General features: G+C 44.8%; 24 protein-coding genes and 1 pseudogene. 24 read left to right on the forward strand and 1 reads right to left on the reverse strand.

All coding sequences use genetic code 11. From position 1 onward, the window contains the following. Positions 1-132 precede the first annotated feature (132 nt). Complete coding sequence (locus tag PLE7327_RS22805; RefSeq protein WP_186005330.1) at positions 133-1,521, reverse strand: diguanylate cyclase domain-containing protein; 1,389 nt, start codon at positions 1,519-1,521, stop codon at positions 133-135. Between the two features lie 567 nt (positions 1,522-2,088). On the opposite strand from PLE7327_RS22805, the gene nifB reads away from it, so the two are divergent. From nifB to PLE7327_RS17080, 24 genes and pseudogenes are all read left to right on the forward strand, one after another. Then, a complete protein-coding gene (gene nifB, locus PLE7327_RS16965) occupies positions 2,089-3,558 on the forward strand; it encodes a nitrogenase cofactor biosynthesis protein NifB (protein WP_015145027.1) in 1,470 nt (489 codons plus the stop codon). 30 nt (positions 3,559-3,588) lie between these two features. Further along, on the forward strand, positions 3,589-3,951 hold the full coding sequence (locus tag PLE7327_RS16970; protein WP_015145028.1) for a 4Fe-4S binding protein: 363 nt from the start codon (positions 3,589-3,591) through the stop codon (positions 3,949-3,951). A gap of 108 nt (positions 3,952-4,059) precedes the next feature. Continuing rightward, positions 4,060-5,262 carry a cysteine desulfurase NifS gene (gene nifS / locus PLE7327_RS16975; protein ID WP_015145029.1) on the forward strand — a complete coding sequence of 401 codons (1,203 nt, stop codon included), beginning with the start codon at positions 4,060-4,062 and terminating at the stop codon, positions 5,260-5,262. 97 nt (positions 5,263-5,359) lie between these two features. Next, positions 5,360-6,253, forward strand: coding sequence for a Fe-S cluster assembly protein NifU (gene nifU, locus PLE7327_RS16980; RefSeq protein WP_015145030.1), 894 nt, complete (start codon positions 5,360-5,362; stop codon positions 6,251-6,253). Positions 6,254-6,612: 359 nt separating this feature from the next. Then, positions 6,613-7,497: a nitrogenase iron protein gene (gene nifH / locus PLE7327_RS16985; protein ID WP_371265304.1), complete on the forward strand. Its 885-nt coding sequence runs from the start codon at positions 6,613-6,615 to the stop codon at positions 7,495-7,497. A gap of 139 nt (positions 7,498-7,636) precedes the next feature. Then, entirely contained in the window at positions 7,637-9,073 is a 1,437-nt protein-coding gene (gene nifD, locus PLE7327_RS16990) for a nitrogenase molybdenum-iron protein alpha chain (RefSeq protein WP_015145032.1), read from the forward strand. Positions 9,074-9,183: 110 nt separating this feature from the next. Then, the gene (gene nifK / locus PLE7327_RS16995; RefSeq protein ID WP_015145033.1) at positions 9,184-10,722 is read left to right on the forward strand and encodes a nitrogenase molybdenum-iron protein subunit beta; all 1,539 of its coding nucleotides are present in this window, start codon (positions 9,184-9,186) and stop codon (positions 10,720-10,722) included. 150 nt (positions 10,723-10,872) lie between these two features. Further along, on the forward strand, positions 10,873-11,178 hold the full coding sequence (locus PLE7327_RS17000; protein ID WP_015145034.1) for a Mo-dependent nitrogenase C-terminal domain-containing protein: 306 nt from the start codon (positions 10,873-10,875) through the stop codon (positions 11,176-11,178). A gap of 66 nt (positions 11,179-11,244) precedes the next feature. Then, complete coding sequence (nifE, locus tag PLE7327_RS17005) at positions 11,245-12,651, forward strand: nitrogenase iron-molybdenum cofactor biosynthesis protein NifE (protein WP_015145035.1); 1,407 nt, start codon at positions 11,245-11,247, stop codon at positions 12,649-12,651. A gap of 83 nt (positions 12,652-12,734) precedes the next feature. Next, the gene (nifN, locus tag PLE7327_RS17010) at positions 12,735-14,111 is read left to right on the forward strand and encodes a nitrogenase iron-molybdenum cofactor biosynthesis protein NifN (RefSeq protein WP_015145036.1); all 1,377 of its coding nucleotides are present in this window, start codon (positions 12,735-12,737) and stop codon (positions 14,109-14,111) included. Between the two features lie 26 nt (positions 14,112-14,137). Next, on the forward strand, positions 14,138-14,425 hold the full coding sequence (locus PLE7327_RS17015; protein ID WP_041392270.1) for a hypothetical protein: 288 nt from the start codon (positions 14,138-14,140) through the stop codon (positions 14,423-14,425). A gap of 12 nt (positions 14,426-14,437) precedes the next feature. Beyond that, positions 14,438-14,662 (forward strand): annotated as a pseudogene (locus PLE7327_RS17020) (DUF269 domain-containing protein); the annotation flags it as partial. Beyond that, a complete protein-coding gene (gene nifX / locus PLE7327_RS17025; RefSeq protein WP_015145037.1) occupies positions 14,659-15,066 on the forward strand; it encodes a nitrogen fixation protein NifX in 408 nt (135 codons plus the stop codon). The pseudogene PLE7327_RS17020 and the gene nifX, both read left to right, overlap by 4 nt. 80 nt (positions 15,067-15,146) lie before the next feature. Beyond that, positions 15,147-15,617: a NifX-associated nitrogen fixation protein gene (locus tag PLE7327_RS17030; protein ID WP_015145038.1), complete on the forward strand. Its 471-nt coding sequence runs from the start codon at positions 15,147-15,149 to the stop codon at positions 15,615-15,617. A 77-nt stretch (positions 15,618-15,694) separates the two neighbouring features. Then, positions 15,695-15,931, forward strand: coding sequence for a CCE_0567 family metalloprotein (locus PLE7327_RS17035; protein ID WP_015145039.1), 237 nt, complete (start codon positions 15,695-15,697; stop codon positions 15,929-15,931). Next, a complete protein-coding gene (gene nifW, locus PLE7327_RS17040; RefSeq protein WP_015145040.1) occupies positions 15,928-16,275 on the forward strand; it encodes a nitrogenase-stabilizing/protective protein NifW in 348 nt (115 codons plus the stop codon). Before PLE7327_RS17035 ends, nifW begins: the two co-directional genes overlap by 4 nt. Further along, entirely contained in the window at positions 16,276-17,091 is an 816-nt protein-coding gene (locus tag PLE7327_RS17045) for a HesA/MoeB/ThiF family protein (RefSeq protein WP_015145041.1), read from the forward strand. Between the two features lie 58 nt (positions 17,092-17,149). Further along, entirely contained in the window at positions 17,150-17,515 is a 366-nt protein-coding gene (locus PLE7327_RS17050; protein WP_015145042.1) for an iron-sulfur cluster assembly accessory protein, read from the forward strand. A gap of 123 nt (positions 17,516-17,638) precedes the next feature. Beyond that, positions 17,639-17,953, forward strand: a complete 315-nt coding sequence (locus PLE7327_RS17055) for a 2Fe-2S iron-sulfur cluster-binding protein (protein WP_015145043.1) — start codon at positions 17,639-17,641, stop codon at positions 17,951-17,953. 224 nt (positions 17,954-18,177) lie between these two features. Continuing rightward, a complete protein-coding gene (locus PLE7327_RS17060; RefSeq protein WP_015145044.1) occupies positions 18,178-18,522 on the forward strand; it encodes a hypothetical protein in 345 nt (114 codons plus the stop codon). 217 nt (positions 18,523-18,739) lie between these two features. Further along, on the forward strand, positions 18,740-19,033 hold the full coding sequence (fdxB, locus tag PLE7327_RS17065; protein WP_015145046.1) for a ferredoxin III, nif-specific: 294 nt from the start codon (positions 18,740-18,742) through the stop codon (positions 19,031-19,033). 154 nt (positions 19,034-19,187) lie between these two features. Further along, on the forward strand, positions 19,188-20,153 hold the full coding sequence (cysK, locus tag PLE7327_RS17070) for a cysteine synthase A (RefSeq protein ID WP_015145047.1): 966 nt from the start codon (positions 19,188-19,190) through the stop codon (positions 20,151-20,153). 163 nt (positions 20,154-20,316) lie between these two features. Beyond that, entirely contained in the window at positions 20,317-21,363 is a 1,047-nt protein-coding gene (gene lpxD, locus PLE7327_RS17075; RefSeq protein ID WP_015145048.1) for a UDP-3-O-(3-hydroxymyristoyl)glucosamine N-acyltransferase, read from the forward strand. Positions 21,364-21,560: 197 nt separating this feature from the next. Continuing rightward, positions 21,561-21,797 carry a hypothetical protein gene (locus PLE7327_RS17080; protein WP_015145049.1) on the forward strand — a complete coding sequence of 79 codons (237 nt, stop codon included), beginning with the start codon at positions 21,561-21,563 and terminating at the stop codon, positions 21,795-21,797. Positions 21,798-21,817 lie beyond the last annotated feature (20 nt).

Raw genomic sequence — 21,817 nt, forward strand, 5'->3', positions numbered from 1 at the left:
GACGCTGAAACTCCTGTTGTACTTCAACTGATGTCCTAAATTATGCTGATGAATCAGCTTACTAGAAAAAATTCTTAAATTGGTTGAAGTGCGATCGTTCTTATACCAATCCTAGAAATTCCAAATAATTCGTCAAACGTTAAGGCTGTAAGTGTTTCGACCTCGTTGTTTAGACTGATAGAGAACTCGATCTGCCATCTCCAATAACATGTCTGGCAAACTGTTTTGTGTGGGAATAGTGGTAGCAACTCCTAAACTAACGGTAATATAGCCATTGCTGCTAGCAACATGGGGAATCTGAAGCTGCTGGACTTGCGTAAGAATAGCTTTTGCTATATGCTCGGCTCCAGTAAGATTGGTATCGGGCAAAACGATCGCAAACTCTTCTCCACCATAGCGAGCAACTAGATCGGTAGGACGTTTGATAACTTGAGAGAGAGTCTGCGCGACTTGCACCAAGCATCGATCTCCCGCTGGATGACCGTAGATATCGTTGTAACATTTGAAGCGATCGACGTCGCACAAAATCAGCGACAATGGACTGATGCAGCGTGCCAATCGCTTCCATTCACGAGCAAAATACTCGTTGAAATAGCGACGATTGGCTACATTAGTCAGTTCATCGATAGTTGCCAATCGATGGAGTTCTTGATTAGCTGCTCGCAACTTCTCGTTAAGCTGCTTTAATTCGCTAGTTTGGCGATCGATGATTTGCTGCATCTGTTCCATCACATGATACGTCTGTGCTGGATCGATCCGTTTGAGCAATTGCGTTTGAGTAACAATCCCAGCTAACTCGCCAGTGGGTTCGGTAACGACCAAGCGACGAACTTGTAATTCTTGCATTCGTTGATGTACGATCCAAAGGGAACTCTGAGGCTGTACGGTAGATAAAGGTGCGCTCATGACGGTTTGTGCCGATAGGCGAGCGAAATCTCGTTTGCTTGCGTGAAGCTTAATAATGTCTCGTTCTGTAACGATTCCGACTGGAATAGAGCTATTGGCATTGACAATGACGATACAACTGACTCGATGCAATGCCATCTGTTGGGTTAGCTGCAAAACTGTGTCGTTAGGCGATCCGCAAATGACATTCCTTGCCATTACCTCAGCTACCTGTATGTAGCGCAGTAAATATTCTGGCTTCAAAACGTTGCGAATGCTCTGGGGAGTTACGATACCCATTAAGCGATCGCGATCGTCTAATATTGGCAGATGGCGAATTCGATAACGATTAAATAGCTCCGATACCGTAAAAATGTTGTCAATTTCGGAAGATTTTAGGCTAATTACTGTTTGAGTCATGAGATCGGCTAGGGTAAGTTTTTCTAGCGACCTCCCAGAAGAAATGACTTTGACGACATCTCGTTCAGTCAAAATCCCAACGAGTTTTTGATTATCGACGACTAACACGCAACTCGTCCGTGCCTCATTCATCGCTGCGATCGCTTCTGTCACCGATGTAGAAGGTGACAAGGTCAATGGCGATGACTGAACGATTGCTTCAACGGTTGTCTGCATCTGCATATCGATACACTGACTTTTTAACAATGACTGTACTTGTTTTGGTGCGATGCCGATTTATTTTGATTTAAAAAATCTAAGTTGCTTGGATTTTGTTCACCATTTAATCGATCCAAAGAAAATTTTAAATTAGTTTTGCTATCTTGCCAACGAATGTTAAATTAGATACAAAATTGAATTCCAGTAGTTTCCGAGTACAACAATAGAAAATAAAAAATTATTGGGGAGAATTACCCAAAACCCTTGTGTGGATTTACGCAGATTGGGTTGGGGTAGTGAGTGCGCGAACACCGTCCCCTCCTATAAAAAAAACTAGCTCCTCTGCTCAAAAATACTAGCCCCTCAACCCCAAAAAATTTTTTTTCTAGTTATTTCAAGGCTTTTGTCCCTGAGTACAAACTTGATTAATTCCAATAAATTCCGATCGCATCTTTGTACTCATGCCCTAAAAAACTGGGGTGGTATAACTCTTTTATTGCCAACGCCAACAAATCAGTTTAACAGTTTTTTCAAAATTTGGAATTCTACCAGAATTCATCTGCACACAACTACTTACGGAATTCAATGACTGGTACACTAATCGGCACTCAAACGACTTCCAAACTGCCAATTGCTCCTTCAACTGAGAAAAAATCTGCTGGCGGTTGCGGTTGCAGTTCAAAAACCCCCCAGGAAGTCAAAGACCAGAAAATTTTAGACAGAATTTCTAAGCACCCTTGTTATAGCGAAGAAGCACACCATCATTATGCACGGATGCACGTTGCCGTAGCACCCGCATGCAATATTCAGTGCAACTATTGTAACCGCAAGTATGATTGCGCCAATGAAAGTCGTCCTGGCGTTGTTAGCGAATTGCTAACCCCAGAAGAAGCGGCACATAAAGTATTAGTTATCGCTGGTAAAATTCCACAAATGACGGTGCTAGGTATTGCTGGACCCGGCGATCCTCTAGCTAACCCCGAAAAAACCTTTCGTACCTTTGAGTTAATTGCACAAAAAGCTCCCGATATTAAATTATGCTTGTCCACCAATGGGTTAATGCTACCCGATTACGTCGATCGCATCAAACAACTCAATATCGATCACGTCACCATTACGATTAATATGGTTGACCCAAAAGTAGGAGAAAAAATTTACCCTTGGATTCGCTACAAGCGCAAACGCTACAAAGGATTAGAAGCAGCCAAAATCCTTCACGAACGTCAAATGGAAGGATTGCAGGCACTCCAGGAAGCCGATATACTCTGCAAAGTTAACTCCGTCATGATTCCAGGGATCAACGACGAACACTTAGTAGAAGTTGATGAAGTTATCAGATCCAAGGGTGCATTCCTGCACAATATTATGCCCCTGATTTCGGCTCCCGAACACGGCACTTATTTCGGACTAACCGGACAGCGCGGTCCCACGCCCAAAGAACTGAAAGCCTTGCAAGACAATTGTTCTGGCAACATGAAAATGATGCGCCACTGCCGCCAATGTCGTGCAGACGCAGTGGGACTTCTCGGTGAAGATCGATCGCAAGAATTCACCAAAGATAAATTCATGGAAATGGCTCCAGAATACGATTTCGATAAGCGCCAAGAAGTTCATGCAGGCATCGAGCAATCCAAAGCAGAGCAAAAAGCAGAAAAAGAAAGAAAAGCAGCGCTCAGAAAAGCAAACGACGCACCTTTACCCAAAATTCTCGTTGCAGTTGCAACCAAAGGCGGCGGCGTAGTCAATCAACACTTCGGTCATGCCAAAGAATTCCAAATCTTTGAAATCGATGGCACAGAAGCGAAATTTGTCGGACACCGCAAGGTAGATCTTTACTGCCAGGGTGGTTATGGCGAAGAAGCAACTTTAGACAACATTATCAAAGCGATCGCAGATTGCAAAGGCGTACTCGCCTCCAAGATTGGCAGTTGTCCGCAAGACGAACTGCGTAAAGCAGGAGTCGAACCCTTTGAAGGATATGACACCATTACTAAGGTTGCCTTTGACTTCTACGAACAATATCTGCAAAAGCAGAAAGAGTTAGCAGCAGTATAGTTGCAAACGCTATAACCGAGGAGTAGAGCCATGACTTACCGGATTACCAGTGAATGTATTGAATGCGATCGCTGCCAAACGCAATGTCCCACAGATGCAATTGAAACTCTCAACGGCAAACTGTTCATTAACCCTAACCTCTGTAACGATTGCGTTGGTTCTTACGGCGTTCCCCAGTGCATGGCAGTATGTCCCACCAATAATGGTTGCGTTCCCAGTATCGATACTTTAATCCCATCTAAACAAACACAAGCAGATTACTGGGAATCCTGGTTCGATATTTATGATAGGGCGATCGTCCAACTCAAAGCCAGAAAGCAAACCAAATATTGGCATCGCTGGTTCTCTCTCTACTCCCAGGAAATAGCATCTCTAGCAAATAATTACACCTAGTGCGGGCATCTTGCCCGCGTGCGGGAAACCCAAACCGCGAGTGAGACGCTCGCACTACCAAGAATTTCTCAAAACTGGTCACAGATAACTGCTAACTGGTAACTAATAATGAACGACTGCATCTATCTTGACAATAACGCTACGACTCGTATCGACGACGAAGTAATTACGGCGATGCTGCCTTACCTAACTACCTATTACGGCAATCCCTCATCCATGCACACCTTCGGCGGACAAGTCGGAGGTGCCGTAAAAGAAGCACGAGAGCAAGTCGCCTCCTTACTGGGCGCAGAATCTTCGGAAATCGTTTTTACCAGTTGTGGCACGGAAGGAAATAACGCCGCGATTCACGCTGCTTTATCCGCGCAACCCGATAGAAAACATATTATTACAACTGAAGTCGAACATCCAGCCGTGCTAAATCTATGCAAGCACCTGGAAAAGAAAGGCTATACCGTTACTTATCTCTCAGTCAACGAGAAAGGATTGTTAGACTTAGATGAATTAGAAGCTTCGCTCACCGGAGGAACCGCCTTAGTTTCGACCATGTATGCAAACAACGAAACGGGCGCACTATTCCCAGTCGAGCAAATCGGGCAGATGGTGAAGGAATACGGTGCTATCTATCACGTCGATGCCGTGCAAGCAGTGGGCAAAATCCCTCTCAATATGAAGGATAGCACTATCGATCTGCTCACCCTTTCCGGTCACAAACTTCATGCACCAAAAGGTATCGGAGTGCTATACGTGCGCCGTGGTACGAGATTTCGTCCTCTGCTCATCGGCGGACACCAAGAAAGAGGTCGTCGTGCGGGAACAGAAAACGTCCCTGGTATCGTTGCACTCGGCAAAGCGGCAGAATTGGCAAAACAGCATTTAGCTAATGTAGATCGCGAAAAACGGTTGCGCGATCGCCTCGAACAAGCTATCCTTGCAACCATTCCCGATACTGTCGTCAACGGTCATCCCACTCAACGGTTGCCCAACACCACTAATGTTGGCTTCAAATATATCGAAGGCGAAGCAATCCTCTTGCATCTCAACCAGTACGGTATCTGTGCCTCTTCTGGTTCCGCTTGTACCTCCGGTTCTCTAGAACCCTCCCACGTCTTGCGAGCAATGGGACTTCCCTACTCAGTGTTGCACGGTTCAATTCGATTCAGCCTCTCTCGTTATACCACCGAAGCGGAAATCGATCGCGTTCTCGAAGTTCTTCCTGGCATTATCGAACACCTCCGCGCCCTCTCTCCCTTCTCCAGCGACGAAGCAGATTGGTTACAAGAACAAGAAAAAGCAGTACTTACTAAGTAACAGTAATCAGTAAACAGTGAAGCGAGCGCTGATTACTAACCACTGACTACTAACACCTAACAACTAACAACTAACCACTGATAACTGGTAACTGATTATGTGGGACTATACAGACACAGTAATGGATCACTTCTACAATCCCCGTAATAAAGGTGCGATTACGGAGGCACAAGAAGGAGAAAGAATTGTTACAGGAGAAGTCGGCAGTATTGCTTGTGGAGATGCGCTAAGATTGCACCTCAAGGTACAAGAAGCTACTGAAATTATTATAGATTCTAGATTTCAAACCTTTGGCTGTACCTCTGCGATCGCGTCTTCTTCTGCCTTAACCGAATTGCTCAAAGGGAAAACTTTAGACGAAGCGCTTAACATAACCAATAAAGAAATTGCCGACTTTTTAGGCGGATTGCCCGAAGAAAAAATGCATTGTTCTGTTATGGGACAGGAAGCATTAGAAGCGGCTATTGCCAACTACAGAGGCATTCCCTTAGAAAACCATGACGATGATGAAGGAGCGTTACTCTGTCGCTGTTTCGGCGTTACCGATTCTAAGATTCGTCGCGTCATTATTGAAAATAATCTTACCACTGCCGAACAAGTTACGCACTATGTTAAAGCAGGCGGCGGATGCGGTTCTTGCTTGGCAGATATCGACGATATCATTGCAGACGTTCTCGAACAGAAAGAGAAAGCAGTGGCGGTGGCAACAAAAGTTGTTACAGATAAATTAGCCACTACCCAATCCGGCAAACCCCTGACCAATCTGCAAAAAATCGGGCTGATTCAGCAAGTTTTAGAAAGCGAAATCAAACCCCTCCTCGCTAGAGATGGCGGCGATGTCGAACTGTTCGATGTCGAAGGCGATCGCGTCCTTGTCGTTCTCCAGGGCGCTTGCACTAGCTGTTCTAGCTCCACGGAAACCCTCAAAGTTGCCATTGAAGCTACCCTGCGCGATCGCGTTTCGCCTACCTTAATCGTCGAATCCGTCTAAACATCATCTATCTTTAAATTCCCCCCTTAAAAAGGGGGGTTAGGGGGGATCGAAACCCTCAACAAGAACTTAAAAACTTTCCTACCTACCCAATATCTAACCATGTACAACTATCTAGAGCTACGAATGGGGCGATCGCCTCCAGTAGCGAAGCTCCCCATCGCGTAGCGCGTCCATAGGAAAGGGTTTTAGAAAAACCGATGCAGGGGATGAAGGTTCGCCAGGGACGTATCCCACATCAACAAGAACATCGCGAAGACAGTTTTACCGTTCGTCTCTACATCCTGGGTCTCTAAAATCCTGACCTACTTTCCTAATCCATTTTGTAATCCAGACCTACTTATTTTACAGGAGAATCAATCGTGCGACAAATAGCGTTCTACGGCAAAGGCGGAATCGGTAAATCTACCACTTCTCAAAACACCATTGCAGCCTTAGCAGAACAAGGTCAGCGCATCATGATCGTCGGTTGCGACCCTAAAGCTGACTCTACCCGCTTAATGCTTCACTGTAAAGCTCAAACCACCATTCTGCACCTAGCAGCAGAACGGGGATCTGTAGAAGATCTAGAACTCGAAGAAGTATTATTGACTGGCTATCGCAATGTTCGTTGTGTGGAATCCGGCGGTCCTGAGCCTGGAGTTGGCTGTGCTGGTCGCGGCATTATCACTGCCATTAACTTCCTAGAAGAAAATGGCGCATACGAAGACCTAGATTTCGTCTCCTACGACGTATTGGGCGACGTTGTCTGCGGTGGTTTTGCCATGCCAATCCGTGAAGGAAAAGCACAAGAAATTTACATCGTCACCTCGGGTGAAATGATGGCAATGTATGCAGCTAATAACATCGCGCGAGGCATTCTCAAGTACGCTCACTCCGGCGGCGTTCGCTTGGGCGGGTTGATTTGCAACAGCCGCAAAGTTAACAAGGAAATCGAATTAATCGAAGCGCTTGCCGAGCGTCTCGGCACGCAAATGATTCACTTCCTTCCCCGCGACAACCAAGTTCAGGAAGCTGAACTGCGCCGTCAAACCGTGATCGAGTACTCTCCCGATCACAAACAGGCAGATGAGTATCGCGCTCTTGCCAAGAAGATCGAGCAAAACACCAACCTAGTCATTCCAACTCCTATCGAGATGGAAGAACTAGAAAATCTGTTGATCGAATTCGGTCTCCTCGGCGGCGAAGAAGAGTATCAAAAAGCGCTTGAGGCAGACAAAGCGAAAGCTGCGGCTGCCGTCTAATTCGGCGACTAGAAATGTTTAGAGGGATGAAACCAGACAAGGAAGATCGAACTCCCTCCTCTCCCAAATCCCCCTATCTTCCTTGTTTCTCCCTCTTCCTCATTCACTGATAACTGATTACTGATAACTGGTAACTGATATGACCACAGCAGAGGAAAAGAGACAGCTAATCCAGGAGGTACTGGACGTTTATCCAGAGAAAGCCCGCAAAAAACGGGAAAAACACCTCAACGTTTATGAGGAAGGAAAACCAGATTGCGGCGTTAAGTCGAACGTTAAATCCCTTCCCGGCGTAATGACCACTCGCGGTTGTGCCTATGCAGGTTCAAAAGGAGTGGTATGGGGTCCGATTAAAGATATGATTCATATCTCTCACGGTCCGGTTGGTTGCGGTTATTACTCCTGGTCTGGTCGCCGTAATTATTACATCGGTACTACAGGTATTGATACTTTCGGTACGATGCAGTTCACCTCCGATTTCCAAGAGCGCGATATCGTCTTCGGCGGTGACAAGAAACTGCACAAACTCATTCTCGAAATTGAAGAACTCTTCCCGCTCAATGGAGGAGTCTCCATTCAATCAGAATGTCCTATCGGTCTAATTGGAGACGATATCGAAGCGGTTGCTAAAAAGACCAGCAAAGAAATCAATAAGACCGTTGTTCCCGTCAGATGCGAAGGATTCCGAGGCGTTTCCCAATCTCTCGGACACCATATCGCTAACGACTCGATTCGCGACTGGGTATTCCCCCAAGCGGATAAAGAAAACGCAGAATTTGAAGGCACGCCCTATGATGTAGCCATTATCGGCGACTACAACATCGGTGGCGATGCTTGGTCGAGCCGCATTCTGCTCGAAGAAATGGGCTTAAGAGTCGTCGCTCAGTGGTCTGGCGATGGCACGCTCAATGAAATCAAGCTTACGCCCAAAGTGAAGCTCAATCTCGTCCACTGCTATCGGTCGATGAACTACATCAGCCGTCACATGGAAGAGAAGTATGGGGTACCCTGGTTTGAGTATAACTTCTTCGGACCGACCAAGATTGCTGAATCCTTGAGAGCGATCGCGAATTTCTTCGACGACAAAATCAAAGAAGGCGCAGAAAGAGTTATCGCTAAGTATCAACAGCAAGTCGATGAGATCCTCGCCAAGTATCGTCCGCTTCTAGAAGGCAAAAAAGTCATGATGATGGTCGGTGGATTGCGTCCTCGCCACGTCGTTCCCGCCTTCAAAGATTTGGGAATGGAAATGCTCGGCACGGGCTATGAATTTGGTCACAACGACGACTACAAACGTACTACTCACTATATCGAAGACAGCACCTTGATTTACGACGATGTAACGGGCTATGAGTTCGAGAAGTTCGTTGAAACCCTCAAACCCGACCTCGTTGCTTCTGGAATTAAGGAGAAATACGTCTTCCAGAAAATGGCACTGCCCTTCCGTCAAATGCACTCTTGGGATTATTCTGGTCCCTACCACGGATATGACGGATTCGCCATCTTTGCAAGAGATATGGATCTCGCGCTCAACAGCCCCACCTGGGAATTAATCGGCGCACCCTGGAAGAAGTAATTGTTGTTAGTGGTTAGTGGTTAGTCGTTTTTCCCACTAACTACCAACTACTAACTACTACCTAATCCCTAATCCCCAATTCCCCAATCATCCTTGATAGGAGCAAAATAATGGCTCAGAATGTAGAGAAGATCAAAGACCACGCCGAACTATTTCAACAGCCAGAGTATCAAGAACTCTTCAAAAGCAAAAAAGAAGGCTTTGAAGGAATGCCTGCTGCCGATGAAGTGGAAAAAATAGTCGAATGGACGAAAACTTGGGAATACCGCGAAAAGAACTTCGCTCGCGAAGCGTTAACGGTTAACCCAGCCAAAGCCTGCCAGCCTCTTGGAGCCATTCTCGCTGCCGTTGGCTTTGAAAGCACGTTGCCCTTCGTACACGGTTCGCAAGGTTGCGTTGCTTACTTCCGCACCCATTTTACCCGCCACTTCAAAGAACCCTTCAACGCCGTTTCTAGTTCCATGACCGAAGATGCAGCCGTCTTCGGCGGACTGAAGAATATGGTTGAAGGCTTGGCGAACGCTTACGCCCTCTATAAACCCAAAATGATTGCCGTCTGTACGACCTGTATGGCAGAGGTAATTGGGGATGACTTGGGTGCGTTTATTACCAACTCCAAGAAAGCAGAGTCTATTCCTGAAGATTTTCCGGTTCCCTACGCCCATACCCCCAGCTTTGTCGGTTCCCACATTACGGGATACGACAACATGATGAAGGGGATTCTTACCAATCTTACCGAAGGCAAGAAGAAAGAAACTACCAACGGCACGATTAACTTCATCCCCGGTTTTGAAACCTACATGGGCAACCTGCGGGAGTTGAAGCGCCTCACGTCTTTACTGGGCGTAAACGCTACGGTTTTGGCAGACAACGAAGAGTATTTGGATTCTCCCAACACGGGAGAATACGAAATGTATCACGGAGGAACGCCTCTAGACGTAGCAGCCGAGTCGATTAACGCCGAACAAACCATTGCCCTGCAAGCTTACTCCACCACCAAGACGCGGGAGTACATCGAGAAAGAATGGAGACAAAAAGTCTCCGTACAACGTCCTTGGGGCATCAAAGGAACCGACCAATTCCTGATGGCGCTGTCTGAAGCAACAGGCAACCCCATCCCCAGAGAGTTAGAAGTCGAACGCGGTCGCGTTGTCGATGCTATGACCGATACCCAAGCTTGGCTGCATGGCAAGCGGGCTGCGCTTTACGGCGATCCCGATTTGGTGCTGGGACTGTTGCAGTTCTTGCTAGAGATGGGAGTTGAACCCGTTCACGTTCTCGTGACCAACAGCAACCCCACCTTTGAGGAAGAAGCTAAGACATTACTAGCTTCTAGTCCCTACGGACGTTCTGCAACTGTTTGGGGTGGTAAGGATCTTTGGCACATGCGATCGCTGCTGTTCACCGAACCCGTAGACTTCCTGATCGGAAACTCCTACGCGAAGTACCTCTGGCGCGATACTCATACGCCATTAGTCCGCATTGGCTATCCGATCTTCGATCGCCACCACTTACATCGCTATTCTACCATCGGTTACTCTGGTGCGCTCAATCTACTCAACTGGATTGCTAATACAGTCCTCGACGAGTTAGATCGCAACACCATTATCCCAGCGAAGACGGATATCTCTTATGACCTGATTCGCTAATCGGGACTGGGGATAGGTGCTTTGGGGCTTTGAGAGTAGGGGACATAACCCCTCTCCTCCTTAAAAACAGGGAAGACGAACAACTCCCCCTTCTCCCCCATCTACCCCATTTCCCTTGTCTTCAAAAAAACTCCCCTAGGAGCAATAATTATGACCACTACCACCCATCCCCTCATTCCTAACAGAAAGCCATCTTTTGATATTCTCTATCCCCTGCGCCGTTGGATCGATGGCATTGAGGTTAAAGATGCAAAATTCGCCCACTTCATCTGTCAAGTTTTTCCTTGCAATTGTCCTTTTGAGCGGGATATTAAGCTTTTTGGACGCACTCTGTTTCATATTCCTCCTCTTTGTAAATTGAATCCTTTATACAACGAGGTTGTTGGTTTGCGGTTTCGGGCTTTATCTTATCTGTCCGATACTTGCGGGGTGGATGTAACTCACTACATCTGTTAGTCATTGGTCATCGGTCATTAATTACAAAGGACAAATGACAAGTGACAAAAGACAAAGGACAAAATCATGAAATTAACTCAAGGCAAAATTAACGAACTGCTTACGCAGTCGGGTTGCGACCACAACCACAAAAAAGACGGTAAGGGCAAAAATAAGTCTTGCAAGCAGCAAGCTCAACCCGGTACTGCTCAAGGGGGTTGTGCTTTTGATGGGGCTTCTATTGCTTTGGTGCCGATTACTGATGCAGCACATTTAGTCCACGGTCCCATCGCGTGTGCGGGCAATTCTTGGGGCAGTCGGGGCAGTCTTTCTTCTGGTCCTACGACTTACAAAATGGGTTTTACGACTGATGTAAGTGAAAATGACGTGATTTTTGGTGGGGAAAAACGACTCTACAAGGCGATTAAAGAAGTTTGCGATCGCTATCATCCCCCCGCCGTATTCGTCTATTCTACTTGCGTGACGGCGCTTATCGGCGACGATATGGATGCGGTTTGCGCTGCGGCGACTAAGAAGTTTAATACTCCCGTCATACCAGTTAATTCCCCGGGTTTTGTGGGTAGTAAAAACCTGGGCAATCGATTGGGTGGAGAATCCTTACTCGAATATGTTGTTGGTAGTAAGGAACCTGAATATACAACGCCTTACGATATTAATTTAATTGGCGAATACAATATTGCTGGGGAAATGTGGAACGTTACCCCTATCTTTGAAAAGCTGGGCATCCGCGTGTTGGCAAAAATTACAGGCGATGCTCGCTATGAGGAAATTTGCCACGCCCATCGCGCCAAAGTTAACGTCATGATTTGTTCCAAGGCGTTGATTAACATGGCGACGAAAATGAAGGACAAATACGGCGTTCCCTACACGGAAGAGTCTTTCTACGGCATCGACGATATGAATCGTTGTTTGCGGAATGTTGCCAAGTTGTTAGGCGATGTAGATTTGCAAGAGAGAGTTGAAAAACTCATCGCCGAAGAAACGGCTAAGTTAGATGTTGCTTTAGCACCCTATCGGGAAAGATTGAAAGGCAAGCGCGTTGTTCTTTATACGGGTGGGGTTAAGAGTTGGTCGATTATTTCTGCGGCAAAGGATTTAGGAATAGAGGTTGTCGCTACCAGTACCAAGAAAAGCACTGAGGAAGACAAAGCCAAAATTAAAGAATTACTCGGCAAAGATGGGATGACCCTAGAGAAAGGCAGTCCTAAAGAATTGCTCAACGTGATTGAGAAAACTAGGGCAGATATGCTGATTGCGGGCGGACGGAATCAGTATACGGCACTGAAAGCCCGCATTCCCTTCCTCGACATCAACCAAGAACGTCACCATCCTTACGCGGGTTACGACGGCATGATTGAAATGGCAAAGGAATTAGATGAGGCACTGCACAGTCCTATTTGGGCGCAGTTGAGAAAAGCTGCACCGTGGGAAACAGTTGAAACAGTGACCGAGAAACTGGCTGTTAATTATTAAGTCTTTTTGATCTCACGCAGAGGCGCAGAGAAGAGCGCAAATCTCTAACTTCCGACTTCCGACTTCATACTTCCGACTTCATTATGACTACTGTAACCAGTCGCAAAAAATCTGTCGCAGTGAATCCTTTGAAGTTAAGTCAGCCTTTGGGTGCTTCATTGGCTTTCCTTGGGTTGAAGGGGATGATGCCTTTGTTTCACGGTTCGCAAGGTTGTACGGCTTTCGCTAAAACGCTTTTGGTACGCCATTTCCGCGAGGCTATTCCTATGTCTACGACGGCGATGACTGAAGTGGCTACTATTCTGGGCGGACAGGAAAATATCGAACAGGCAATCTTGGTTTTAGTCGAGAAGGCAAAACCAGAAATGATTGGTCTTCTGACGACGGGATTGACTGAAACTCGCGGCGAAGATATGGAGGGCATTCTTCGACTCTTCCGCAAAAGTCATCCCGAATTAGATTATCTGCCAATTATCTTTGTCTCGACTCCCGATTATAAAGGGGCATTGGAAAGTGGATTTGCTGCTGCGGTAGAAAGCATTGTCTCGACGGATTACGAGACTGGGGAAGAGAAACCGCCTTCTCTCTACCAACAACCTCAAATAACAATTTTAGGGGGTTCTCTGCTTTCGCCAGGGGATTTGGAAGAGATTAAGGAGATTGTTGAGGCGTTTGGGTTGAAACCTTTGGTAGTGCCCGATCTCGGCGGTTCCTTAGACGGACATCTCGAAGATGATTATCAGACGACAACGAGTGGCGGAACTACCTTGGAAGGGTTGAGAAGCTTGAAAGAGTCTGTTTATACCATCGCGATTGGAGAAAGTATGCGTCCTGCTGCCGAAATCCTAAAACAAAAGTTCGGCACTAGCTACGAACTCTTTCCCAGGATAGCAGGCTTGGAGGCAACGGATAATTTCATCTGGCGACTTTCTAAAATTGTCAGTTCCAGACACGATCCCCATTTTGTTAATCCGCCTCGCGTACCGCAGAAATATCAGCGCCAGCGTCGTCAATTGCAAGATGCCATCCTCGACACGCATTTCTATTTTGGTCGCAAGAAAGTTTCTTTAGCATTAGAACCAGATTTACTTTATCAAACCAGTTGGTCGCTCAAAGAAATGGGGGCAGAAATTCACGCGGCAGTAACGACAATGAAATCTCCAATTTTGGAAGATTTACCTGTAGAAACAGTAACGGTTGGGGACTTGGAAGATTTAGAAGATTTGGCAGAAGGTTCCGATTTAATTATTGCTAATTCTCACGGAAAAAGAGTTTCTCAAAAATACAATATTCCCCTATATCGCATGGGCTATCCTATCTTCGATCGCCTGGGTAACAATCATCGCTGTTTAGTCGGTTATCGAGGAACAATTCAGTTTCTCTTGGATGTTGGCAACCTTTTTTTGGAAGCAGAAGAAGCCCACAATCACAGTCAATTTACTCATCATCATAACCACTAATAATTAGAACCATCCAAAATCGAACGATGAGCCAAGCAGTCTTGTTAAAAGAACCCAAAACTTTTTTTAAGAAACCAACGGTCTTTCTTAAAAAAACTTCTTCTTTAGATATCTTTGCTAATCCCTTTCTTCAAGAATTAGCCAGACAAATTATCGCTAGAGATACTTTTGGTATCTATCGTAACTATTCTTATGGATCGCTCGTGCAATTATTAATATTAGATCCCGAAACACGCAATCGCTACCAAAAAGATATTTTTTCTCAAAAGCGAATCTTTACTTTTTACAAAACGGTAGCCGCACGAGTAGAATAAGAAACTGGAAAACCAACTAAAATTTTTATTAATTTTAACCCTGAAGGGGTGAGTTCTGTATTAATATTTTGTGGCAACGTATTGGTTACTGCTCAGGTCATACGCAACGCTCAAAATTTTGGTTTTGATTCCCTAGAAGAACTCGCCAATGAAGGCGATCGCGTTACCAATTCAGCTCTTGAATTAGCTAAAAGATATCTTGATTTTCTTCGACCTATTTTAGGAGAAATATCGTGAAAGTTGCATTTGCTACCAGCGATAACGTTCGCATTAACTCTCACTTTGGTTCAGCACAAAGTATTGCTGTCTATGATGTTTCATCTAAAGGCTATAACTTTTTAGAAACAAAAACATTTGACGGCAATCTTAACGAAGATGGAAACGAAGATAAATTAGTTCCAAAAGTTGCTGCCTTAGAAGGATGTACTTTAGTTTATGTTTCGTCAATTGGAGGTAGTGCAGCTTCCCGTTTACTTAGCAACAAAATTACTCCTGTCAACCTCAGAAGTGACGAAGAAGAAATCAAAAGAACGCTAGATAATTTAGTTGAAACATTGAATGGCGATCCTCCTGCATGGTTGAGGAAAGCATTACAACAGCAACAACCGAAAAGCTTCGATTTTGAAGATGAAGACGAGTAGTATGGGTGCTTTGCCCGTTACTCGCGAGCAAGATGCTCGCACTATCTGCTAAAAACTAACCCATAGCAATTATTAATCCAATGAGTACAACTGCAACTGAAACAAACACAAATCTTGTCGCAAAAAACGCATTTTTGCAAGAATTAGTTCGTCAAATTCGCGCACAGGATCGTTACGGCGTTTACAGAAGCTGGGAAGATAGATTAGTGCTTGCACCTTTTGTCGTTTCTCGCGAAAAAAAACGTCAAATAAAAGTTGATGGAGACGTGGATTCAGCTACTCAATTAAGAGTGCTATCTTTTTATCGCGCGATCGCGGCTTGCATTGAAAAAGAAACCGGAAAACTTTGCCAAGTCGTTATCGATTTGAGTCATGAAGGTTTTGGTTGGGCATTGATTTGGTGCGGACGCTTAATGATAGTTTCTCGTACTCTCAGAGATGCTCAACGTTTTGGTTACGATTCCCTCGAAAAGTTAGCCGCCGAAGGAGAGAAATTAGTCAAAGCTGGCGTTGATTATATTCAGCGTTATCCTGAGATTGCAAATCTTTAATTTGGTCATTGGTCATTAGTCATTGGTAGAAGTGACAAGTGACAAAAGACAAAGAACAAAGAACTAAGGACAGAACAATGGTCGAACTAACCACGGAAATTCCAACAAAAGAAGCTATTGAGGAGTTAAAAACCCAAATCAAACGCCTCAATACCCAAGCGGGTCAAATGAAAATGGATCTGCACGATCTGGCAGAAGGATTACCCACCGACTTTGAAAAACTGCCAGAAGAAGCTGCTAAAACCTATGAGGTTTATAAGCACTTAGATACTCTAAAAAAACAACTGAAAGACTGGGAGAAAAAAATCAAATGACACTTACAACCGCTACACAAAGAACTTTAGCAGAATTTAGAAAGCTGACAGATGCAGAAGATTACTTGCAATTTTTTAATCTTCCCTATAGACAAGATTTTGTCAATGTTAATCGACTGCATATTCTCAAACAATTTGCCCTTTTAATTGCCAAAATTGATGAAGTTTTTCCCAATGTCAGTGAAGAGGAAAGATTAGAAAAATATCGCTTGGCACTGACAGAAGCCTATGAACTCTTCCAAACAGCCAGTCCGCAAGAAACCAAACTGTTCAAAGTCTTCAACGAAACACCAAAAAACTTTGTTTCCCTCGAATCGCTGGCTAAAAAGGCAGGAGTAATGTAAATGGTACTGACACCACAGGAATTAGAACGCTACAGCCGACAAATCATGCTTCCTGGTTTTGGCGAAAAAGGACAAACAGCCTTAAAAAACTCAACTGTCCTTGTTACTGGTGTAGGCGGATTGGGTGGCACGGCTGCTCTTTATTTGGCAGTAGCGGGGATTGGCAAACTAATCCTCGTTCGTGGGGGAGAAGTACGTCTCGATGACATGAATCGCCAGATTCTCATGACCGATGACTGGGTTGGCAAGCCTAGAGTACATAAAGCCAAGGAAACCCTAGCCAAAATTAACCCTCATATCGAAATCGAAGCGATTCCCGAATACGTTACCTCCCAAAACGTTGATTCCTTGGTGAAGCAAGCTGATATCGCGATCGATTGTGCCTTTAATTTCGAGGAACGAGACTTGCTTAACGATGCTTGCGTGCGTTGGAATAAACCGATGGTAGAAGCTGCTATGAATGGCATGGAAGCCTATCTCACTACGATTATTCCTGGCAAAACTCCCTGTCTCTCTTGTATCTTTCCCGAAAAACCCCAATGGGATCGCTGGGGTTTTGGTGTCCTCGGTGCTGTTAGCGGAACTCTTGCTTGTCTGGCGGCTTTAGAAGCCATCAAATTAATTACCGGACTAGATAAGCCACTTTTAGGTCAGTTACTGACGATGGACTTGAGTCGCTTGGAATTTGCCAAACGCCGTCCCTACCACGATCCCGATTGCCCAGTTTGCAGCAGTAGAACGAAACAAGGGATTGCAGAAGCGATCGCGTTATTGGAAAGAACAAAAGAAGAAGAACTGGCAAGCATGAGGTATTAAATTTTTTCCTCCTACTAACCACCAACTACTAACCACCAACAAAAAAAAGGAGATTTCGATGACAATTATCCTCACAGAAAAAGCAGCTTTTCGCCTTCGTACTTTTATTAAAGGAAGCGCATCAGCCACGCCTGAAACTGGAGTGAGAGTAGGCGTAAAAGATGGCGGATGTAGCGGTTACGAATATGCTTTAGATATTGCAGACAAACCCAATCCCGATGATTTGATATTTAAACAAGACAACATACCTATTTATATCGATCCAATCAGCGAACCATTAGTGAAAGGCGTTGTCATTGATTTTGTCGAAAGTTTAACTCAAAGCGGCTTCCAATTTATTAATCCCAATGCAACAGATACCTGCGGCTGTGGCAAGTCATTTTCAGTTGGCGATTGTACCCCTGATGCAATTCCTTGTAGCTAAAGAAATTTATCGAGTCGCGATCGAACATCTAAGGTAGTGCGAGCATCTTGCTCGTGCCTAGAAAATATGAGCTGCAAGCGAGACGCTCACACTACATTAATCCAAATCGAGGAGAACTAAAAAATGACTACAACTTACAAAGTTCGCTTAATCAAAGGCAAAAAGAAAAAGCCTCCAGAAGTCGATGTAACGATTGATGTGGCTGAAGATACTTACATCTTTGATGCAGCAGAAGAAAATGGCATAGATTTACCTTCTTCTTGTCGTTCTGGTTCCTGTTCTAGTTGCGTTGGCAGGATCGAGGAGGGAGAAGTCAATCAAGACGATCAAGTTTTCTTAGATGACGACCAACTAGCGAAGAAATTCGTTCTTTTGTGCGTAGCTTATCCTCGTTCTGATTGCACGATTAGAACTCATCAGGAAGCTTATTTGGTCTGAGATATTCAATTTTACTTCTAAGTGACAAAATGGCTTAGGTAAAAGTGGGCATTATTTTTTATCTTTACCCTCTTATTCATCGCTAATAGTGCCCGCTCTAATTTCAATTTGAGACTCTCAAAAATTGAGATGCCGATCGTCGAATTTCAAAATAAAAAATAGCTTGGTATCAAAGCTTGGTGTTTATCCCACAGTAACTCGACTCATGAGGAGATGTTGCAATTGTGATTAAACCAGAATATCTCGCTCAAGAATATGTATTGCTAGTCAAGAATTATTATCCGATGACTGGGGAGTTATTAGAGTATTGCTATGTCAAAATTCTTGAGTGCTATCTGGAAAGATCGGGGAAGCGTTTTTATTACGTTGGCGTTTATTATCCCGAAGGAATGTTAGCTGTCATTCAAGAGCAACAAGATGTTTTAAAAGATATTGCCGAAAATATGGGATTAGTTACAGTAGTTTGTATCAATGCAACTCGATTGGTACGCGATCCAGTTTCAAATCTAAAACAAGAAAATCCTCGTCTTTGGCTAGAGTTATATTGGGTCACGGCACGCAGATATTGAGAAAATTATTGAGCGATCGCAACTAAAACTAAATAAAGGAAATTATATCTATGTTTACCCAGGAGTTTTCGGTTTGTTTTTCTTCGTTAGCTTTACTAAAAAATAAAGAAAAGGGAGTTGTCAGTTGCTTGAGAAACAAGGATAAAGAAATTATCCGGTTTATCGCTCTCATTTTTTTGAAAAGAAATGAATTACTCAATTTGCAGGAGAACGTCTAATGGCAACACTGACTGGTACAACCCTTGGAGGACTTACCTGGGAACCGAATTTCGTTCAAGAAATCGACCAACACAAATGTATTGGCTGTGGCAGATGCTTTAAAGTTTGCGGTCGCAATGTGCTCGCTCTGAGGGCAATGAACGATGAAGGTGAATTTGTAGAAGATGAAGATGATGATGAAATCGAACGCAAGGTAATGACAATTGCCAATCCTCAATACTGTATAGGCTGTCAGGCTTGTTCGAGAATTTGCCCGAAAAATTGCTATACACACGCTGCTTTAGCAGTCTAAAAATTAGATCTTAAAAGCTATTAGCTTTTAAAATAAAGAAATAGCATAATTCGAGAAAGCGTCAGCGATCGCGTTTTGGTACATACTTAAAAAAGCTGGCTGCTTGCTGCAAACTAGCAAAATTTGTTATTGTGTCGAATAGCGTCGGAAAACTATGCGCGTTGCTCAGAATATTACAGAACTCGTCGGTCGGACCCCTCTGGTTCGGTTAAATCGCATTCCCCAGGCAGAAGGTTGCGTCGCTCAAATCCTGGTTAAGCTAGAGAGCATGAATCCTGCTGCCTCAGTTAAAGACCGGATTGGCGTGCATATGATTAATAGCGCCGAACGAGAAGGATTAATTTCTCCCGGTAAAACCATTCTCGTCGAACCCACTTCAGGCAATACAGGAATTGCGCTGGCTATGGCAGCCGCTGCCAAAGGTTATAAATTAATCTTGACCATGCCAGAGACCATGAGTTTAGAGCGACGGGCAATGCTAAAAGCTTATGGCGCGAAATTGGAACTAACTCCGGGCAATAAGGGAATGAGCGGCGCGATCGCACGAGCGAACGAACTCTTAGAAACTATTCCCAATGCCTATATGCTCCAACAATTCAACAATCCTTCTAACCCAGAAATTCATCGATTGACAACGGCAGAGGAAATTTGGGAAGATACTAATGGTAGAGTGGATATTCTCGTCGCTGGCGTAGGAACAGGAGGCACGATTACCGGAGTTAGTGAAGTTATCAAACAGAGAAAGCCAGAGTTTAAAGCGATCGCAGTCGAACCAGCCAACAGCCCCGTCCTCTCTGGCGGTAATCCCGGCCCTCACAAAATTCAAGGCATCGGTGCAGGTTTTGTGCCTCAAGTCCTTAAAGTCGATCTGATCGATGAAGTAATAACCGTAACCGATGAAGACGCGATCGCCTATAGTCGTCGCATGGCAAAAGAAGAAGGTCTGCTATCTGGAATTTCTAGTGGGGCCGCCCTTTGTGCCGCTATCCAAGTAGCCAAGCGTCCAGAAAATAAGGGAAAGCTCATCGTCATGATTCAGCCCAGCTTTGGCGAACGCTATCTCAGTACGGTGCTGTTCCAAAACTTAGATGAAGGAGAGAGAGAGCCAGTACTTGCTTAATGTTCGGAATTCAGGAGTCTAGGAGCCAAGATTCTATCATTTGTACCTTGTCTCCTGTATCTCTCTCTTCGACTTCTTTGATATAGTTCTTTTGTCCTGAATTTCTATATGAACGTTAGAATTTTTTGAGGTTTCTATTTCCTGAGAGCAACTTCTGTAAACAATGAAATTAAGTGAAATTGTTGCAAAGTTAGGTAAGTTAGCAGCATCGGATAGTCTTACTTCTAACCCAGGTTGCGATCCCAACATTACAGGAGTTGCCCCAGTTGAAGAAGCTACTGCGGGAACGCTGAGCTATATTGAGGGAGCGAAATTTGCTGCTATGGTAGCGAAAACGGCGGCAAGTGCCTTAATTTTGCCTCTAGATCCCGCGCTACAGACGCAAGCAAGCGATCGCGACATTGCTTGGATTGCCACTGCCGAGCCAAGGTTAGCGTTCGCTCATGCGATTAAACTTTTTTACCATCCCTTCCAACCGTCGCCCAGAACTCATCCGACTGCGGTTGTTTCCCCTGGCGCAACCATTGGCAAGGATGTTTACATTGGCGCTCACGTTGTCATTCATGCAGGCGTAAAAATCGGCGATCGCGCCTGTATCCATCCCAATGTCGTCATTTATCCAGACGTGACAATTGGCGATCGCACTGTCTTACACGCTAACTGCACCATCCACGAACGCACCCAGATTGGTGCGGATTGCGTCATTCACAGCGGTGCGGTCATCGGTGCGGAAGGCTTTGGCTTTGTTCCCACGCCCCAAGGCTGGTTCAAAATGGAACAGTCCGGTTGTACGATCCTCGAAGATGGCGTAGAAGTCGGCTGCAACAGCACCATCGATCGCCCTGCGGTAGGAGAAACCCGCATAGGACGCAATACCAAGTTAGACAACCTAGTCCATATCGCTCATGGCTGTCAGATCGGTCAAAATTGCGCCTTTGCCGCCCAAGTAGGCTTAGCAGGGGGCGTGAAAGTAGGCGATCGCGTTATCTTAGCAGGTCAAGTTGGCGTTGCCAATCAGGTAAAAATCGGAGACGGCGCGATCGCAACTGCCCAAAGCGGCATTCACAACGATATCCAACCGGGCGAAATTGTTTCTAGCAGTCCCGCCGTTCCCAACAAATTATATTTAAAAGTTTCCGCCATTTATAAGCGTCTTCCCGAAATGTATCAAACCCTAAAACGCCTTCAGAAGAAATTGGGCGATGACTAATATCATTTTAAAGTTATGGCGATCGCTTTCATCAAAATCAATTATATTTCCTCGATCGCATTTGGGGGAGCAGAGAAGCCTATCAGTTAAACCCTGAATAAAAATTAATATAAAATTTTTCGCTGCTGGAATTTAATTGTGCTATTTATTAAGGTCGGAATGAAGTGTAAAAAGTCAAAAAATTCAGGTCAATAAAAATGGACAAAGACGATCGCAGTCAAACAACATTAACTTTTGAAGATTTATCTTTTATTGATGAACTGAATGAAAGAGAAAAAGTAGTTGGCGGTGAAACACAAATATTTGATGACGGTACTACTTTAGAAACAGGCGAATATTGGGATTGGGATAGCGGCTATGGGTATTTCTGGACTACATCGACAGATCTTGACGGAAACCAAGTCACTTATATCGAGGTTGGAAGAATCGCATAGACGATCTCCAGGATACTCAA

Origin of the sequence: Pleurocapsa sp. PCC 7327 (assembly GCF_000317025.1) — a bacterium.
Classification (GTDB): Bacteria; Cyanobacteriota; Cyanobacteriia; order Cyanobacteriales; family Microcystaceae; genus Hydrococcus.

Coding starts and splice junctions, on each gene's coding strand:
- PLE7327_RS22805 (WP_186005330.1), bottom strand. CDS start 1,521: ATGCAGACAACCGTTGAAGCAATCGTTCAGTCATCGCCATTGACCTTG.
- nifB (WP_015145027.1), top strand. CDS start 2,089: ATGACTGGTACACTAATCGGCACTCAAACGACTTCCAAACTGCCAATT.
- PLE7327_RS16970 (WP_015145028.1), top strand. CDS start 3,589: ATGACTTACCGGATTACCAGTGAATGTATTGAATGCGATCGCTGCCAA.
- nifS (WP_015145029.1), top strand. CDS start 4,060: ATGAACGACTGCATCTATCTTGACAATAACGCTACGACTCGTATCGAC.
- nifU (WP_015145030.1), top strand. CDS start 5,360: ATGTGGGACTATACAGACACAGTAATGGATCACTTCTACAATCCCCGT.
- nifD (WP_015145032.1), top strand. CDS start 7,637: ATGACCACAGCAGAGGAAAAGAGACAGCTAATCCAGGAGGTACTGGAC.
- nifK (WP_015145033.1), top strand. CDS start 9,184: ATGGCTCAGAATGTAGAGAAGATCAAAGACCACGCCGAACTATTTCAA.
- PLE7327_RS17000 (WP_015145034.1), top strand. CDS start 10,873: ATGACCACTACCACCCATCCCCTCATTCCTAACAGAAAGCCATCTTTT.
- nifE (WP_015145035.1), top strand. CDS start 11,245: ATGAAATTAACTCAAGGCAAAATTAACGAACTGCTTACGCAGTCGGGT.
- nifN (WP_015145036.1), top strand. CDS start 12,735: ATGACTACTGTAACCAGTCGCAAAAAATCTGTCGCAGTGAATCCTTTG.
- PLE7327_RS17015 (WP_041392270.1), top strand. CDS start 14,138: ATGAGCCAAGCAGTCTTGTTAAAAGAACCCAAAACTTTTTTTAAGAAA.
- PLE7327_RS17030 (WP_015145038.1), top strand. CDS start 15,147: ATGAGTACAACTGCAACTGAAACAAACACAAATCTTGTCGCAAAAAAC.
- PLE7327_RS17035 (WP_015145039.1), top strand. CDS start 15,695: ATGGTCGAACTAACCACGGAAATTCCAACAAAAGAAGCTATTGAGGAG.
- nifW (WP_015145040.1), top strand. CDS start 15,928: ATGACACTTACAACCGCTACACAAAGAACTTTAGCAGAATTTAGAAAG.
- PLE7327_RS17045 (WP_015145041.1), top strand. CDS start 16,276: ATGGTACTGACACCACAGGAATTAGAACGCTACAGCCGACAAATCATG.
- PLE7327_RS17050 (WP_015145042.1), top strand. CDS start 17,150: ATGACAATTATCCTCACAGAAAAAGCAGCTTTTCGCCTTCGTACTTTT.
- PLE7327_RS17055 (WP_015145043.1), top strand. CDS start 17,639: ATGACTACAACTTACAAAGTTCGCTTAATCAAAGGCAAAAAGAAAAAG.
- fdxB (WP_015145046.1), top strand. CDS start 18,740: ATGGCAACACTGACTGGTACAACCCTTGGAGGACTTACCTGGGAACCG.
- cysK (WP_015145047.1), top strand. CDS start 19,188: ATGCGCGTTGCTCAGAATATTACAGAACTCGTCGGTCGGACCCCTCTG.
- lpxD (WP_015145048.1), top strand. CDS start 20,317: ATGAAATTAAGTGAAATTGTTGCAAAGTTAGGTAAGTTAGCAGCATCG.
- PLE7327_RS17080 (WP_015145049.1), top strand. CDS start 21,561: ATGGACAAAGACGATCGCAGTCAAACAACATTAACTTTTGAAGATTTA.